This window comes from Rhodococcus sp. PSBB066, assembly GCF_017068255.1.
GTDB classification, from domain to species: Bacteria; Actinomycetota; Actinomycetes; order Mycobacteriales; family Mycobacteriaceae; genus Rhodococcus; species Rhodococcus aetherivorans.
Window position 1 is genome coordinate 2,583,775 of record NZ_CP070859.1, and the last position, 15,747, is coordinate 2,599,521.

Genomic DNA, 15,747 nt, shown 5'->3' on the forward strand with positions numbered 1-15,747 from the left:
GCCCCGGGCGCTGTCGAGCAACTGCTTGGTTCGGGACGGTTGCGACTGTAGCGTGCCGGTCGGAACCGGATCGACGAGGGAGTGACGATGGGTGTGTATGCGGTGACCGGTGCGGCGTCGGGGATGGGCCGGGCCGCCGCGGATCGGCTGCGGGCAGCCGGTCACACGGTGATCGGGATCGACCTGAAGGAGGGCGACGTCGTCGCCGACCTCTCGACCCCGGCGGGACGTTCCGACGCGGTGCGGCAGACCCTCGAGCGGGCCGGGAACCGGCTCGACGGTGCGGTCCTCGCCGCGGGCCTCGGTCCGGTGCCCGGCAAGGAACAGGCCATCGCCCAGGTCAACGTCCGGGGCGTGATCGAGCTGCTCGAGGGGTGGCGGCCGGCGCTCGCCGCGACCGGCAACAGCAAGGTCGTCGTGTTCGGGTCGAATTCGACGACCACCACCCCGGCCGTCCCGATGTCGGCGGTGCGGGCGTTTCTCGCGGGCGACCTGGAGAAGGGCGTGCGGCGGGCGGGCCGGATCCGGCCGGCGGCCGCCCCGTTCACCTACGCCGCGTCGAAGATCGCCGTCACCCACTGGGCACGCCGGAATGCGGTGACCCCGGACTGGGCGGGGTCGGGGATCCGGCTGAACGTCCTCGCGCCGGGCGCGGTGGCGACGCCATTGCTCGAGACTCAGCTCGCGAGCCCGGAAGGTAAGCGGGTCAGGAGTTTTCCGGTTCCGATCGGCGGGTTCGGTGATCCCGACCGGATCGCCGAGTGGGTGGAGTTCATGCTCTCGCCGGCCGCGGACTTCCTCGTGGGCTCCGTCGTGGTGGTCGACGGCGGCAGCGAGGCGTGGTTCCGTGCCGTCGACTGGCCGCGACCGGTGCCGGTGCGGAAGGTGCTGCGGTACGTGCAGCGGATGCGGAGCTTCCGCCGCTGAGGAAGTGCTTGCGCCCGAGGGGGCGGTTGTCGCGGGTGGCTCTCGATGTTCGTCGCGGCAGCGTCCCCCCCGCCCGCGGCAGCGTCCCCTCGGCCTCGGTGATCACCCGCTCGACGCCGTGCGCCTGCCCGATTCGTGCCTCATGTCGGGGCTACCGGCAAGTAACCGGACCATCCGCAGACACGCCGGAGCGGCAGGTCTACCCTGTTTGTTCGTGACCTCACACTATGACGTCGTTGTCCTCGGAGCCGGTCCCGGTGGGTACGTCGCTGCTATCCGCGCGGCACAGCTGGGACTGAGTACCGCCATCATCGAGAAGAAGTACTGGGGTGGTGTCTGCCTGAACGTGGGCTGCATTCCCTCCAAGGCGCTTCTCCGCAATGCCGAACTGGCGCATCTCTTCACGAAAGAGGCCAAGACGTTCGGCATGTCCGGGGACGTGTCCTTCGACTTCGGCGCCGCCGTGGACCGCAGCCGCAAGGTCGCGGACGGCCGCGTCAAGGGCGTGCACTTCCTGATGAAGAAGAACAAGATCACCGAATACGACGGTGCGGGTTCCTTCGTCGATGCCAACACCATCTCCGTCGAGCTCAACAAGGGCGGGACCGAGACGGTGACCTTCGACAACGCGATCATCGCGACCGGTTCGGTCACCAAGCTGCTGCCCGGCACCGAGCTGAGCAAGAACGTGGTCACCTACGAGGAGCAGATCCTCACCCGTGAGCTGCCGGGCTCGATCCTGATCGTCGGTGCCGGCGCCATCGGTATGGAGTTCGGCTACGTGCTGGCCAACTACGGCGTGGACGTCACCATCGTCGAGTTCCTCGACCGTGCGCTGCCCAACGAGGACGCCGACATCTCCAAGGAGATCGCGAAGGCGTACAAGAAGCTCGGCGTGAAGATCATGACCGGTGCCGCGGTGCAGTCCATCGACGACGACGGCAACAAGGTGACCGTCGCGATCAAGGACAACAAGTCCGGCAACGTCGAGTCCGTCGTCGTCGACAAGGTCATGCAGTCGGTCGGGTTCGCCCCGCGCGTGGAGGGCTTCGGCCTCGAGAACACCGGTGTCGCCCTCACCGACCGCGGCGCCATCGCCATCGACGACGTGATGCGCACGAACGTGCCGCACATCTACGCCATCGGTGACGTCACCGCCAAGCTCATGCTGGCGCACGTCGCCGAGGCGATGGGCGTGGTCGCGGCCGAGACCATCGGCGGCGCCGAGACCCTCACCTTCGACGACTACCGGATGATGCCGCGCGCGACGTTCTGCCAGCCGCAGGTCGCCAGCTTCGGCCTGACCGAGGAGCAGGCGCGCGACGAGGGTTACGACGTCAAGGTCGCGACCTTCCCCTTCACCGCGAACGGCAAGGCCCACGGCCTCGGCGACCCCAACGGCTTCGTCAAGCTGATCTCCGACAACAAGCACGGGGAACTGCTCGGCGGCCACCTGATCGGCCCCGACGTCTCCGAACTTCTGCCCGAGCTGACCCTCGCGCAGAAGTGGGACCTGACGGTCAACGAACTGGCCCGCAACGTCCACACCCACCCGACGCTGAGCGAGGCGCTGCAGGAGGCCATCCACGGCCTCGCAGGGCACATGATCAACTTCTGATCCCAGCGCGTCGAAGATCCTCCGCACGGGCAGATCCCCGTTCGGATGTACCGGCCTCAGCCCGTGGCGACCGAAACGTCGCCGCGGGCTGTCGTCGTCTTCGGAGACGAAACCTGATTCGATACCCGTGACGCGGGGTACCTTCCCCCCATGGCGGAACGCGGCGCGCGACCCGAGGTACATCCGATTCGCAGGATGATGTTGCGTGCCGTGCGCCACCTGTTCACCCCCCTTCGTCCCGACGACTACCTCGAGATGATCAATCCCCTGTGGACCACCAGGGAGCTGCGGGGCCGGGTCGAGCGGGTGGTGCCCGAAGGTTCCCGGGCGGCGTCCGTGCTGATCCGTCCCGCGTACGAGTGGCGGGGGCACCGTCCCGGCCAGTACGTGCGGTTGGGGGTGATCATCGACGGCGTCTACCACTGGCGCGCCTATTCGCTGACCTCCGATCCCGAGCCCGAGGACGGGCTGATCAGCGTCACCCCGAAGGTCGTCGAGACCGGCGTGGTCTCGCCGCACCTGGTGCGCCGGATCCGGCCCGGCGACGTGGTGCGGCTCGGCGAGGTCGAGGGTGTGTTCACCCTGCCCGACCCGCTGCCGGGGAAGATGCTGTTCGTCAGTGCCGGTAGCGGTATCACGCCGATCATGAGCATGCTGCGCAGCCTGGACCACCGCGACGCCCTCGACGACGTCGTCCTGGTGCACTCGGCCCGTACCGCCGACGAGGTCATCTTCGCGTCCGTGCTGCGTGACCTCGATGCGCGTCGTCCCGGGTTCCGCCTGGTGCTGCGGCTCACCGCGGAGCAGGGCCGCATGACGCCGGCCGATCTGGACGAGCTGTGCCCCGACTGGCGGGAGCGGGAGGCGTTCTGCTCCGGACCCGGCGAGATGCTCGATGCGTTCGTCGAGCACTGGAACGACCACGGGGATCCGAAAAAACTCCACATGGAGCGTTTCCAGCCGATCATCGGCGGGAATGCGGGGTCGGGTGAGGGCGGCACGGTTCACTTCCTCGACAGCGAGGCCGACGTCGAATGCGACGGCGGCACGCCGATCCTGGTGGCGGGCGAGAAGGCCGGCCTGCAGCTTCCGTACGGATGCCGGATCGGAATCTGCCATACCTGCGTGGGCACCCTGCGGTCGGGCAGGGTGCGGGACCTGCGCACGGACGAGGTCGCCGAACCCGTCGGCGCCGCGGTCCGCACATGCATCCACACCGCCGAAGGCGACATCGAAATCGAGCTGTGAACGAAAGGAACGCGAGATGACGACGGAGATCGAAAGTCCGCTCGCGCATCTGAGCCAGGAAACGCTCGAGGCATTGGCGAAGGAGTTCGACGCCATCCACGACCGGGTCTACGCCGACCTGGGGGAGCGCGACCGCCGCTACATCAAGACGGTGATCGCGACGCAGCGACAGCTCGCCGTCGCCGGCCGTGCCCTGCTGCTCGGCTCGGCGTCCAAGTCGGCGTGGGTCGCGGGCACCGCATGCCTCGGCATGGCCAAGATCCTCGAGAACATGGAGATCGGCCACAACGTCATGCACGGGCAGTGGGACTGGATGAACGATCCGGACATCCACTCGTCGGTGTGGGACTGGGACACCGCGTCGACCGCGGCGGGCTGGAAACACTCGCACAACTACATTCACCACACCTTCACCAACATCCGCGGCAAGGACAAGGATCTCGGGTACGAGATCATGCGGATCGACCCGCACCAGAAGTGGCATCCGGTCTACCTTGCGCAGCCGTTCTACAACGTGCTGCTCATGGCGTTCTTCGAGTGGGGCGTAGCGCTGCACGACCTCGATCTCGATGCGCTGTGGGCGGGGGAGAAGACCCCGGCGCAGGTGCTCGGCGAACTGAAGGGCATCGCAGGCAAGGCGCGGCGGCAATTCGTCAAGGACTACGTGGGCTGGCCTCTGGTCTCCGCCGGCGCGTTCGCCGCCGTGCAGCTGCTGTCGGGCGGACGGATTCCGCAGCCGGCCACCTCCCGGATCGGGCGCCGCCTGCGCGGACTCGGCCGCCTCGGGGGTGGCCGCGCGGCCGGCCGCCGGGCCGACCTCGTCGCCGACGTGCTCGACAAGGTCCTGCCGGGCGTGGAGAAGACGTTCCTCGCCACCCTGGCGGCGGACTTCACCGCCAACATCATCCGCAACGTGTGGTCGCACGCGATCATCTTCTGCGGCCACTTCCCGGACCAGACGTACACCTTCAGCCGGAAGGAGGTCGAGAACGAGAGCCGCGGCGGATGGTACGTCCGCCAGCTGGTCGGTGCGGCCAACATCGAGGGCAGTCCGCTGTTCCACGTGATCAGCGGGAACCTCGGCTACCAGGTCGAACACCACCTCTACCCCGACATGCCGAGCACCCGGTACTCCGAGGTGGCGCCCGAGGTGAAGGACATCTGCGAGCGGTACGGACTGCCGTACAACACCGGGCCCCTGTCCAGGCAGTGGGGCACCGTGCACCGGACGATCCTGCGCCTCGCGTTCCCCGGCGGCAAGCCGCGGCCGAAGCCCGGTCCGTATCGCAGCGCGGACGATCCGTCGTCACGGAAGCCGGCGACGAGCGAGGCCGCCCGGTTCCGCAGCCGACTGCCCGCGGACCATCCCGCAGCAGGCCCGGAGCACGAGCACGGTGGTGTGGAGGTCGAACCGCCGCCGCGCTGACGATCGTTGCTACGGCCGATGGGTTCGGTCGTACTCCGCTTGTGCCGCAAGCACTTCCGGCATGCTCGACTCGAGTAGCCCGATGAGGGCGCGCAGGTGCTCGGCGACCTGCGCGCCGAGCGGCGTGAGGCTGTACTCGACCTTGGGCGGAATGGTCGTTTCCACCCGCCGGTGGACGAGGCCGTCGCGCTCGAGCTGCTGCAGCGTCTGGGACAGCATGCGCTCGCTCACCCCGTCGACGTGGCGGCGCAGTTCACCGAACCGGTGCGGGCCCTCGCCCAGGGCGGCCAGGGCGAGCACGCCCCAGCGGCCGGTCGCGTTCTGCAGGACCTGCCGGGACGTGCACGCGCGGGCGAACACGTTCGCTTCGAGTGCGGGATCCGTCGTCACGCCCCTCAGCGTACATGTGCGAACACTTCGTGGCGTACTTACTTGATGGGTTGCACTTACGATTAGTAAGTGATTTGATGGCAGTGTTCCCGACTTCCGTTCTCGAGGAGATCTCATGACCATCGCCGTCACCGGTGCCACCGGCCACCTCGGCCACCACGTCGTCACCGCTCTGCTCGACCGCGGTGCCGAGCCGTCCGACGTCGTCGCGATCGTCCGCGACGCCGCGAAGGCTGCCGACCTCGCCGCCCGGGGCGTGCAGGTGCGCGTCGCCGACTATGGCGACCGGGACGCACTCGTCGCCGCTCTGGCCGGCGTCGACAAGCTCCTGCTGATCTCCGGAAGCGAGGTCGGCCGGCGGATTGCGCAGCACACCAACGTCATCGAGGCCGCGAAGGCCGCAGGGGCCGGCCTCGTGGCCTACACCAGCGTCCTCGACGCGCAGCGCAGCCCCCTGGCCCTGGCCGCCGAGCACAAGACCACCGAGGACCTGCTCGCCGCCTCCGGCCTGGACGTCGTGCTGCTGCGCAACGGCTGGTACTGGGAGAACTATGCCGCCGCTGTCGACACGGCGAAGGCGACCGGCGCCCTGTTCGGCGCCGCCGGCACCGGCCGCGTCGCCGGTGCCGCCCGCAAGGACTACGCGGAGGCCGCCGCCGCCGTGCTGCTCGCCGACGACCAGGCCGGCCGGATCTACGAACTCGGCGGCGACGAGCGCCTCACCTACGTGGAACTCGCCGACGTCCTGTCCGGGATCGTCGGCGCGCCCGTCGCCTACAAGGACCTGCCCCGGGACGAGTACACGAAGGTCCTCGAGAGCGCCGGGGTGCCCGCTCCGATGGCCGCTATCCTCGCGGACTCCGACGCGGGCATCGCCGTCGGCGCCCTCGACACCGACAGCGGCGACCTGCAGCGACTCATCGGACGCCCGAGCACGCCGGTGGCCACGGCGCTGAGCCGGTAATCCACGCGGCGAACCGGAATCCGCCCACGACACAGCATGGGCAGATTCCGGCTCCGCGAGCGGATCCAGGTTGTCCACAGGCGGCCGCTTCATCCCCAGATGTGCCGGTGCGTCCCGATCTGCGCCGGCTCGACGCGGCACATGCGCCACGCTCGGTCCATGACCGATCCCACAGCCCTGACCAGACGGGATCTGCTGGCGCAGGGTGTCACCGACGACCGGCTCCGCGCCGCGCTGCGGACAGGCGACCTCGTCGCGCTGAAACGGGGCGTGTATCTGCGGCGGGCGGACGACGGCCCGCTCGACGACACCGGCCGGCACCGGGTCCTGGCACGGCACGTCGGCTCGGGTCTCCGCCCGGGGGATGCGCTCAGCCACGTGTCCGCCGCCGTCCTGCTGGGCCTGGACATGTGGAACGCGGATCTGCGCCGCGTACACGTCTCGCGGACGTCCGCGAGTGGGCGCAGGGTCACGTACCTCCACGTCCACGCAACCGACTGGTGCGACGGCGATGTCGTCACGCTCGACGGTGTCCGCGTCACCTCGGTGGCGCGCACCATCGTCGACCTCGGCCGGTCGCTGCCACTCGAGGAGGCGGTCGTCGCCGGGGACTCCGGACTGCGTGCCGATGCGTCCGCCCGCGACCGGTTGCCCGCAGTTCTCGCCGCGGCCCGTCACCGCACCGGGGTGTCCCGGGCCGCCGCCGTCGTGGACCTGCTCGACGGACGGAGCGAGAGCGTCGGGGAGTCGGTGTCGCGCCTGCGCATGGCGCGATTCGGCCTGCCGGTACCTGCCCTGCAACACGAGGTCGTGGCTCGGGACGGGCGCCGGTACCGCGTCGACTTCTTCTGGGAATCGCAGGGCGTCGTCGGCGAATTCGACGGTGCCGGGAAGTACGCGGACCGCCGCGACCTCGTCGCCGAGAAGCACCGCGAGGACGCTCTGCGTGACCTCGGCTTCGAGGTTGTGCGGTGGACATGGGCCGACCTGGATCGGTTCGAGGTCGTCGCCCGGAGGTTCGCCCGGGCCGTCGCTCGAAGATCCACGCGCTGAACCGGAATCCGCCCACGACACAGCCTGAGCGGATTCCGGTTCAGCGCGGGAATTCAGCGAGTCCGGTAGGCCACCCAGCCGCCGAACTCGGTGATGTCGACGGCGTCCACCGCGGCGTCGTGCGTGCAACCGAATCCGACGACCCACCGCCCGTCCGAGAGTTCGACGCTGGTCAGCGTCATCGGCGCGGGCAGCGCGGCCAGGAACCGGCCCAGGCCGGCCTCCGAGACCCGGAACACCTCGCCGGCGATCGGCGCGCCCCGGCCGGCGCCGTGGCGGACGAGACCGGGCTTCGGGGGAGTGGTGTTCAGCGCCGTCAGGCGGTACGCGTCGGACGTGTGGACCTCCTCGACGAACCGGGCACCGATCTCCTCGAGCTGGAAGTGCAACGGCTGGTCGCGCAGGTGCGCCCCGAACACCGCCAGCTCGACCCCGCCGGAGGCGAATCCCGGCGCGGCGACACCCGTCAACCGCGCCGCGAGATCCACGGCGACCTGGTCGGCGAAGGCCGGCACCACGACCATCACCCCGAAGGGATGGCCCTCGGCGGTCGGTGCACCCGGTACCGCGACCGCGGCCATGTCGAGCAGATTGCAGAAGTTCGTGAATGTGCCCATCCGCCGGTTGATCCCGATCGGGTCGGACTGTACCGCCGCGATCGTGGGATGCTCGGTGGTGGTGGGCAGCAGCAACCCGGCGAATCCGTCGAGGAGGTCCGCCGCGAACGCCTTGGTCTGGGTCAGGGTGTCGAGATCGGCCACCAGTTCGTGCGCCGCGGGGCGCTCCGCGGCCGCGACGATCGCCGCGACCGTCGGATCCGCCCCGGCGGGGTTCGTCGCCAGGAACTCTCCGACGGCCGCGTACCGCTGCGCGACGACGGCACCGTCGTAGAGCAGTGTCGCCGCGTCCAGCAGCGGCGAGACGTCGACCTCGGTCACGTCGAGTCCCGCCGCACGCCCTGCGGCGACGGTGCGCGCGAACGCCTCTCGATACTCGTCGCACAACTCGACGAGGTCCTCCGCGCGCGGCACCGCCACACGCGGCGTGGACGGCGCGGCGAACGGCACGTCCGACGGCCACCTCCGGGAGCGCGGGTCGCGCGGTTCCGGCCCGGCCATCACCTTCGCCGCCGTCACGGCCAGGTCGAGCGACGTGGCGAACACGGTGAGGCAGTCGTAGTCCACGCACGCCGGCACCACGCCGTGGGCCGGGATCACGCCGAGCGTGGCCTTGATGCCCACCAGTCCCTGCAGCGCGGCCGGGACCCGGCCGGATCCCGCGGTGTCCGTGCCGATCCCGATGTCCGCGATGCCCAGCGCGACCGCGGTCGCCGAGCCCGAACTCGATCCGCCCGATACGCGTTCGGGATCCCAGGAACAGCGCACCGCCCCGTACGGGCTGCGGGTGCCGACGAGTCCGGTGGCGAACTGGTCGAGGTTGGTCTTGCCCAGGATCACCGCACCGGCAGCGACGAGGCGCGCGACGCCCGACGCGGTGTCCGTGGGGGTGTAGGCGAACTCGGGGCAGCCGGCCGTGGTGGGTAGTCCGGCGACGTCCACGTTGTCCTTCACCGCCAGAAGCAGGCCCGCGAGCGGCAGGTCCTCGCCCGCCGCGACGCGCGCGTCCACGGCGTCGGCGTCGGCGAGCACATCCGCGGCCGGCCGCAGCGCGATCCACACCTCGGGCCGGTCCACCTCGCCGAGGCGGCGCAGCGCCGCCTCCGCCCGGGCCCTGCTCGACGACGGCGCAGCCGAAAGTCCATTTTCCACAACGATGCTCATGCTGCTCCGATCACGAGAAGGGGGGTGCCGGGGGCGACTTTCGCGCCCGGCCCGACGAGGACCTTCAGGACGGTCCCCTCGACGGCTGCCGGCACGGGCATTTCCAGCTTCATGGCCTCGAGGATGACGGCGGTGTCGTCGGCGGCGACCCGTTCGCCCTCTGCCACCTCGACCCGCCACACGTTGCCGACCATGGGGGCCTCGACGACGACCGATCCCGCCGGCATCCCGGCGAGCGGGTCGACGGGCTCGACCACCTCGATCGGCGCCGGCTCGGTGCGGTCGAACTCACCGGCCGCGTGCCACGCCTGCTTCTCGGTTTCGAACGCCGCGGACTGACGCTCGTGGAACGCGTCGATGGACTCGGCATTCTCCGCCAGGAACCGCAGGTGGTCGGCGAGGGCGAACGTGCCCTCGGAGACCTCGGCGTCGAACCGGCCCGCCAGGGACGCGGCGCGGTACTCGAGCAGCTGCTCCGGGCTCACCGGTTCCCACACGATCCGGTCGAAGAAGCGGAACAGCCACGGCTTGCCGTCCTCGAACGGGCCGGCCTGCCGGTACCCCGACCAGATCGGCACCGTCCGCCCGATCAGCTGGTAGCCGCCGGGGGACTCCATGCCGTAGACGCACAGGTACTTCCCGCCGATGCCCACGGCGTCCGACGGGGTCCACGTGCGCGCCGGGTTGTACTTCGTCGTCACGAGCCGGTGCCGGGGATCGAGCGGAACGGCCAGGGGCGCACCGAGATACACGTCGCCGAGGCCGAGGACGAGGTACTCGGCGTCGAACACCGTGTCGCGGACCTGCTCGACCGAGTCGAGTCCGTTGATGCGCCGGATGAACTCGGTGTTCGACGGCAGCCACGGCGCCGAGTCGCGCACACCGCTGTGGTAGCGGGAGATCGCCTCGGAGATCGACGGGTCGTCGAACGAGAGCGGCAGCCGGACGGTGCGGCTGGGCACCACCAGATCGTGGGTGGCCGGCAGTTCCGTCTCGAGGTCCTGCAGGGTCCCGAGCAGCCGGTGCTGGGGCAGCACCTCCGGGTCGAAGTGCACGTGCAGCGACCGCACCCCCGGCGTGACGTCGACGATCCCCGGCAGGCGCACGGCCGCGAGCGCCTCGGACAGGGCGTGCACCCGCATCCGCAACCCCAGGTCGAGCACCATGTCGCCGTACTCGACGAGGATGTTGTCGTCGCCGCCGCGCAGGTACACCACCTCGGGACGGTCCAGGAACGCCGGGGTACCGGCCAGCCGGCCGCCGTCGAGCGCGGCGGGCCGCGCCACGGGCGGGACGTCGCGGGCGCGGGCCGCCGCGCCGCGCAGCTCGACCGCCGCCTCGTCGGTCACGGGAACGAACCGCACCGAATCCCCGGGCCGGATCTGCCCCATCTTCCAGCGGTGACCGGAGACGACCGTGAGCGGGCACGCGAACCCGCCCAGGCTCGGGCCGTCCGGACCGAGCAGGATCGGGGTGTCGCCGGAGACGTTGAGCGCGCCCACCGAGTAGGGGTTGTCGTGCAGGTTCGACGGGTGCAGCCCGGCCTCGCCGCCGTCCGTCCGCGACCAGGTGGGCTTGGGGCCGTCCAGGCGGATGCCGGTGCGGTTCGCGTGGGACTGCACCGTCCACGTGGTGTCGTAGAACTGGGCCAGGTCGTCCTCGGTGAAGTAGGCCGGGGCGGGCTGCGGACCCTCGGTGACGGCGAGATGCCACGTGTGGGTGAACTCCGGGCGACGGTCCACGGGTACGGGTGCCGGGCCGGCAGGGGCGGGCGACTCCGCCACGCCGAGCACATCACCCGTGGCCACGGCTCTACCGGTGACGCCGCCGAAGCCGCCGAGGGTGAACGTCGCGGCGCTGCCGTGGTAGAGCGGGGCGTCGAGCCCGCCCCGCACCGCGACGTAGGTGCGCAGGCCCTGCTCGGCCGGGGCGCCGACGTCGAGCACGCCGCCGGCCGGCACCTCCACGGGCTCCCACATCGGCACGGGCACCCCGTCCACGGTGGCGACGACCGGGGCGCCGGTGACGCACACGAGCGTCGGGTCGGAGAACTTCAGGCGCGGGCCCTGCAGCGTGCATTCCAGCGCCGGTGCCCCCTCCGGGTTGCCGACGGCGCCGTTGGCCGCGCGCATCGACAGGTCGTCCATCGGGCCCGACGGCGGAATGCCGACCTCCCACAGGCCGATCCGGCCGGGGAAGTCCTGCACCGTGGTCATGGTGCCCGCGCGCAGCACGTCGATGCGGTGGCCCGTCGCCCGCACGTCCCGCAGCGTCGCGGTGGTGTGTGCGGCCTCGAGCACCGGCTCGGCGGTGCAGATGCGCCGCAGCTGCGGCAGGTTCGTCTGCACGCCGTACAGGTGGGTGTCGTCGAGCGCCTCGGCGAGCGCCGCGAACGCGGTGCGCCGGGACTCGCCGCGCACGATGATCTTGGCGAGCATCGGATCGTAGAACGAGCTCACCTCCGTGCCGGTGTCCACCCACGTCTCGACGCGGGTGTGGGCCGGGAACTCCACGGCGGTGAGCAGTCCGGCGCTGGGCCGGTAGTCGTGCCCCGGGTCCTCCGCGTACACGCGCGCCTCCACGGCGTGACCGGTGATCCGCGGTCCGCCGTCGGGCAGCGCGTCGAGCATCTCGGTCTCGCCCCGGCCCAGCCGCAGCATCCACTCGACCAGGTCCACACCGGTGACCTCCTCGGTGACCGGGTGCTCGACCTGCAGGCGGGTGTTCATCTCGAGGAACGACGCCTCGCCGCGTTCGACGTCGTAGACGAATTCGACGGTCCCGGCGGAGCGGTAGCTCACCGACGAGGCGAGCCGGCGCGACGCCGCGAGCAGTTCCTCGACGACCGCGTCGGGCAGGTTCGGGGCGGGCGCCTCCTCGACGACCTTCTGGTTGCGACGCTGCAGCGAGCAGTCGCGCGTGCCGAGGCTGATCGTGCGGCCGCAGCCGTCGCCGAACACCTGCACCTCGATGTGGCGGGCGTGGGCGACGAACCGTTCGAGGAACACGCCCGACGAGGAGAAGTTCGCGGACGCGAGGCGCTGCACCCGCTCGTACGCGTCCCGCAGCTCGTCGGGGGTGTGACAGGCCTGCATGCCGATGCCACCCCCGCCGCCGACGGCCTTGAGCATCACGGGGTATCCGACGGTTTCGGCCGCGGCGACGGCGGCGTCGACGGACGCGAGCAGGCCGCTGCCCTCGACGAGCGGGACGCCGACGGCGCGCGCCGCCTCGCGAGCGGTGTGCTTGTCGCCGAAGACCCGCAGCTGCTCGGGCGTGGGCCCGATGAACGCGATGCCCGCCGCCTCGCAGGCGGCCGCGAATTCCGCGTTCTCCGAGAGGAACCCGTACCCGGGGTGGACCGCGCCGGCACCGGTCGCGAGGGCGGCCTCGATCACCAGATCCGCCCGCAGGTACGACTCCGCGGCCGGGGCGGGACCGAGGCGCACGGCCATGTCCGCCATTTCGACGTGGGCGGCGGACGCGTCCGCATCCGAGTACACGGCGACGGTCTTCAGCCCCAGTGTGTGCGCCGAACGCATGATCCGGCAGGCGATCTCGCCACGGTTGGCGACGAGCAGGGTGTCGAAAGCGAACGTCACGACAGGCTCCTTCGGTGACGGGGAAGAGGAAGGTATGGGGGCGGAACCGGATGTCAGCGCGCGAACGACATCGCGGTGACGGCGCGGGTCACCCGGTCGAGCACCACCGCGAGGGATTCACCGATGTGCCGGTGCAGCAACCGGTGGGCACGCTCGAGCTCGTCGCCGAGCACGGCGTCGACGATGGCGAGGTGCTCGGCGATCGACGTCTCGATCCGGCTGTTGACCATGAAGTCGTACATCCGCACGTGCCGGATCCGGGAGTTGACCGACTCGAGCGAGCCCGCCAGTTCCGCGTTGCCCGATGCGGCGAGCAGTGCGACGTGGAACTCCTCGTCGAGCACCACGAAGCCCGGTTCCTGCTGCGGCGGGTCGGCGGACAGGCGCAACCACCGTTCGCGTTCGGCGGTGAGGGCGGCGCGGTCGTGCCGCACATCGGGATTGTCGATCGCCCGCGCAATGCCCTGCAGTTCCAGGGTGATCCGCAGCTCGTAGAGGTCGCGGATGCGGGGGATGCTCGGCGGCACCGGCGAGAATCCGTACTCCTCGCGGCGCAGCAGGCCGTCCGCGCACAGCATCGCGAGGGCTTCCCGGACCGGGGTGCGGGAGATGCCGAAGCGCGCGGACAGTTTCGGCTCGGTCAGCCGCTCACCGACCGGGATCGAGCCGTTCATCAGCTCGGTGCGCAGTTCCCGGTACACCCGCGTCCGGAGCGGTTGCGCCGTGGCTGTATCCGTACGTGTCGACATAGCTGTATACGCTATGGACGTCGTGTTTCGCCGAGATTGCCCGCGGTAAAGCGGCGGTTAGGAAGAACTCTCAGAAGTCCCGCTCGATGCGCAGCACGCCGATGGTGGTGGCAAGTCCGTCGTATTGCGCTACCAGCAGGCAGAATTCGACCATCCGCCGGTCGTCGAGGTGAGCGGCCAGCGCCTTCCACGTCCCGTCGGCGAGGTCCCTGGTGGTGACCAGCTCGTCGACGGCCGCGAGCATCGCCCGGTGCCGCGGGCTCCAGCCGGGGGCCCCGGGCCCGTCGAGGATGCGCTGCAGGATCTCCGGCGTGATCCCGGCGCGGCGGCCGAGCCGGGTGTGGTGGTCCAGCTCGTAGCCGCACTCGCGCAGGTGCGCCACGCGGAGGATGACCAGTTCGGATTCGAACCGGGGCAACCGCCCGAACGGCATGAGCTTCCCGGAGTAGTACAGCCAGCCGCGGAACAGGCCACCGGTGCGGCCCAGGGTGCTGAACAGCTGCGCGTCCTTCGTGCCGGCCACCGTCGAGAGCACGCGCCAGGCCGCCCAGTTGAGAGGGCCGAGCTCCCTGAACCGTCCGGGCCGGATGCGAGGTGACATGCCGGTCAGTCTCGCACGGCGCGCGCCAATCGGGCCATCGTCCGGGCCTGCTCGGCGCGCTGCACCACCACCGCCCGGGACGTGTCGATGTGGGCGAGGAGCTGGGCGTGGGCGTCCTCGAGACGGCCCGCGAGCACCGACTCCGCCACGCAGATGTGCTCGTCGACGGTCGCCGTGATCCGGTCGTGCGTCAGGTAGTCGAACATGCGCACGGGCCGCACCTTCGCGTTCACGGTGGCCAGCGCGTCGCACAGGGCCGGGTTGCCGGCGGAGGCCAGCAACGCCAGGTGGAACTGTTCGTCGAGCCCGACGAAGCCCGCATCCGGCTCGGGCAGGTCACGGCGCAGCGCATACCACCGGTCGAGCTCGGCGCCGAGCACGTGGGGATCGTGCCGGATCGACGGATCGGCCAGCGCGCGACGGATCCCGCGCAGCTCCAACGTGGTCCGCAGCTCGTACAGATCGGCGAGGTCGTCGAAGCGCGGCCGGTACGGGAACAGGCCCTGCTCGCGCCGCTCGACCAGCCCGTCGGACACCAGCCGTGCCAGCGCCTCCCGCACCGGCGTGCGGGAGACCCCGTACTGCTCGGCGAGGCGTTCCTCGCCGAGCCGTGCGTCCGGCGGCAGGACGCCCGTCATCAGGTCCGAACGCAGCGCCCGGTAGACCCGGTCGCGCCGCGTGCCACCGGTGCTCATCAGATCGCCATGGCCGCGCGGACGGTGCCGGCGGCATCCGTGCCGCCGTCGCCGGTGGCGGTGATGCGACCGGATTCGAGGACGTAGTACCGCTGGGCGGCGTGCAGGGCGAAGCCGATGTGCTGCTCGACGAGCAGCACCCCGAGGTCGCCGCGCCGGCTGAGTTCGACGACGGTGTTCTCGATCTCGGCGACGACCGACGGTTGGATGCCCTCGGTGGGTTCGTCGAGGATGAGCATGCGGGGCTCGGTGATCAGGGCGCGGGCGATCGCCAGCTGCTGGCGCTGGCCGCCGGAGAGCAGGCCGGCGCGTCGGTCCAGCAGCGGCACGAGGGCGGGGAACAGGTCGAGCATCTCGGCGACGAGCCGCTTGCCGCGTCTGCGCCCGTCGGCGACGACCTGCAGGTTCTCGGCGCAGGTGAGCTGGCCGAAGGATTGCTGTCCCTGGGGGACGTAGGCCAGGCCGCGGGCGACGCGCGCGGACGGCCGCAGCGCGGTGACGTCCTCGCCGTCGAACACGATCCGGCCGAAGGTGGTGGGCAGCAGGCCGACCGCGGCGCGCAGCAGGGTGGTCTTGCCGGCCCCGTTGTGGCCCATGACGGCGACGACGCCGTCGGCGGGAACGGTGAGGGTGGCCCCGTGGATGATCTCGGTGCGGCCGTAGCCGGTGCGCACGTCGACGAGCTCGAGCATG

The 15,747-nt window shown here is 70.8% G+C and carries 13 protein-coding genes; 6 read left to right on the forward strand and 7 right to left on the reverse strand.

Annotated elements, in window-relative coordinates:
- The first annotated feature begins 87 nt into the window (after nucleotides 1–87).
- The 4 genes from JYA75_RS11890 (at nucleotide 88) to JYA75_RS11905 (ending at nucleotide 5,219) form a co-directional block, all read left to right on the forward strand.
- The gene (locus JYA75_RS11890; RefSeq protein ID WP_006932938.1) at nucleotides 88–927 is read left to right on the forward strand and encodes an SDR family oxidoreductase; all 840 of its coding nucleotides are present in this window, start codon (nucleotides 88–90) and stop codon (nucleotides 925–927) included.
- Nucleotides 928–1,141: 214 nt separating this feature from the next.
- Nucleotides 1,142–2,545: a dihydrolipoyl dehydrogenase gene (gene lpdA, locus JYA75_RS11895; protein ID WP_044475707.1), complete on the forward strand. Its 1,404-nt coding sequence runs from the start codon at nucleotides 1,142–1,144 to the stop codon at nucleotides 2,543–2,545.
- 150 nt (nucleotides 2,546–2,695) lie between these two features.
- Nucleotides 2,696–3,793 (forward strand): ferredoxin reductase, encoded by a 1,098-nt coding sequence (locus JYA75_RS11900; RefSeq protein WP_050035655.1) that lies wholly within the window; start codon nucleotides 2,696–2,698, stop codon nucleotides 3,791–3,793.
- Between the two features lie 16 nt (nucleotides 3,794–3,809).
- On the forward strand, nucleotides 3,810–5,219 hold the full coding sequence (locus JYA75_RS11905; protein ID WP_006932943.1) for an acyl-CoA desaturase: 1,410 nt from the start codon (nucleotides 3,810–3,812) through the stop codon (nucleotides 5,217–5,219).
- Nucleotides 5,220–5,228: 9 nt separating this feature from the next.
- Here JYA75_RS11905 and JYA75_RS11910 read toward each other — a convergent pair whose 3' ends face one another.
- A complete protein-coding gene (locus JYA75_RS11910; protein ID WP_006932945.1) occupies nucleotides 5,229–5,609 on the reverse strand; it encodes a helix-turn-helix domain-containing protein in 381 nt (126 codons plus the stop codon).
- 115 nt (nucleotides 5,610–5,724) lie between these two features.
- Between JYA75_RS11910 and JYA75_RS11915 the strand changes: the two genes are divergently transcribed.
- Nucleotides 5,725–6,573, forward strand: coding sequence for an SDR family oxidoreductase (locus JYA75_RS11915; RefSeq protein WP_050035653.1), 849 nt, complete (start codon nucleotides 5,725–5,727; stop codon nucleotides 6,571–6,573).
- Nucleotides 6,574–6,732: 159 nt separating this feature from the next.
- Nucleotides 6,733–7,626 carry a hypothetical protein gene (locus tag JYA75_RS11920; protein ID WP_050035652.1) on the forward strand — a complete coding sequence of 298 codons (894 nt, stop codon included), beginning with the start codon at nucleotides 6,733–6,735 and terminating at the stop codon, nucleotides 7,624–7,626.
- A gap of 53 nt (nucleotides 7,627–7,679) precedes the next feature.
- On the opposite strand, the gene atzF is transcribed toward JYA75_RS11920, so the two are convergent.
- The 6 genes from atzF to urtE all read right to left on the reverse strand — a co-directional run bounded on the left by atzF (nucleotide 7,680) and on the right by urtE (nucleotide 15,746).
- Nucleotides 7,680–9,407: an allophanate hydrolase gene (gene atzF / locus JYA75_RS11925; RefSeq protein ID WP_203330070.1), complete on the reverse strand. Its 1,728-nt coding sequence runs from the start codon at nucleotides 9,405–9,407 to the stop codon at nucleotides 7,680–7,682.
- Nucleotides 9,404–13,009, reverse strand: coding sequence for an urea carboxylase (uca, locus tag JYA75_RS11930; RefSeq protein WP_203330071.1), 3,606 nt, complete (start codon nucleotides 13,007–13,009; stop codon nucleotides 9,404–9,406). The genes atzF and uca overlap by 4 nt, the downstream gene beginning before the upstream one ends.
- A gap of 53 nt (nucleotides 13,010–13,062) precedes the next feature.
- Complete coding sequence (locus JYA75_RS11935; RefSeq protein WP_029545262.1) at nucleotides 13,063–13,758, reverse strand: GntR family transcriptional regulator; 696 nt, start codon at nucleotides 13,756–13,758, stop codon at nucleotides 13,063–13,065.
- A gap of 70 nt (nucleotides 13,759–13,828) precedes the next feature.
- Nucleotides 13,829–14,359: a carboxymuconolactone decarboxylase family protein gene (locus JYA75_RS11940; protein ID WP_043803327.1), complete on the reverse strand. Its 531-nt coding sequence runs from the start codon at nucleotides 14,357–14,359 to the stop codon at nucleotides 13,829–13,831.
- Between the two features lie 5 nt (nucleotides 14,360–14,364).
- On the reverse strand, nucleotides 14,365–15,054 hold the full coding sequence (locus tag JYA75_RS11945; protein ID WP_006932958.1) for a GntR family transcriptional regulator: 690 nt from the start codon (nucleotides 15,052–15,054) through the stop codon (nucleotides 14,365–14,367).
- Entirely contained in the window at nucleotides 15,054–15,746 is a 693-nt protein-coding gene (gene urtE / locus JYA75_RS11950; protein WP_029545260.1) for an urea ABC transporter ATP-binding subunit UrtE, read from the reverse strand. Before urtE ends, JYA75_RS11945 begins: the two co-directional genes overlap by 1 nt.
- Nucleotide 15,747: the final 1 nt, after the last annotated feature.

Excerpts from the sequence above, each read along its gene's own strand:
- JYA75_RS11890 (WP_006932938.1), top strand. The coding sequence starts at position 88 with ATGGGTGTGTATGCGGTGACCGGTGCGGCGTCGGGGATGGGCCGGGCC.
- JYA75_RS11900 (WP_050035655.1), top strand. The coding sequence starts at position 2,696 with ATGGCGGAACGCGGCGCGCGACCCGAGGTACATCCGATTCGCAGGATG.
- JYA75_RS11905 (WP_006932943.1), top strand. The coding sequence starts at position 3,810 with ATGACGACGGAGATCGAAAGTCCGCTCGCGCATCTGAGCCAGGAAACG.
- JYA75_RS11915 (WP_050035653.1), top strand. The coding sequence starts at position 5,725 with ATGACCATCGCCGTCACCGGTGCCACCGGCCACCTCGGCCACCACGTC.
- JYA75_RS11920 (WP_050035652.1), top strand. The coding sequence starts at position 6,733 with ATGACCGATCCCACAGCCCTGACCAGACGGGATCTGCTGGCGCAGGGT.
- atzF (WP_203330070.1), bottom strand. The coding sequence starts at position 9,407 with ATGAGCATCGTTGTGGAAAATGGACTTTCGGCTGCGCCGTCGTCGAGC.
- JYA75_RS11935 (WP_029545262.1), bottom strand. The coding sequence starts at position 13,758 with ATGTCGACACGTACGGATACAGCCACGGCGCAACCGCTCCGGACGCGG.
- JYA75_RS11940 (WP_043803327.1), bottom strand. The coding sequence starts at position 14,359 with ATGTCACCTCGCATCCGGCCCGGACGGTTCAGGGAGCTCGGCCCTCTC.
- JYA75_RS11945 (WP_006932958.1), bottom strand. The coding sequence starts at position 15,054 with ATGAGCACCGGTGGCACGCGGCGCGACCGGGTCTACCGGGCGCTGCGT.
- urtE (WP_029545260.1), bottom strand. The coding sequence starts at position 15,746 with ATGCTCGAGCTCGTCGACGTGCGCACCGGCTACGGCCGCACCGAGATC.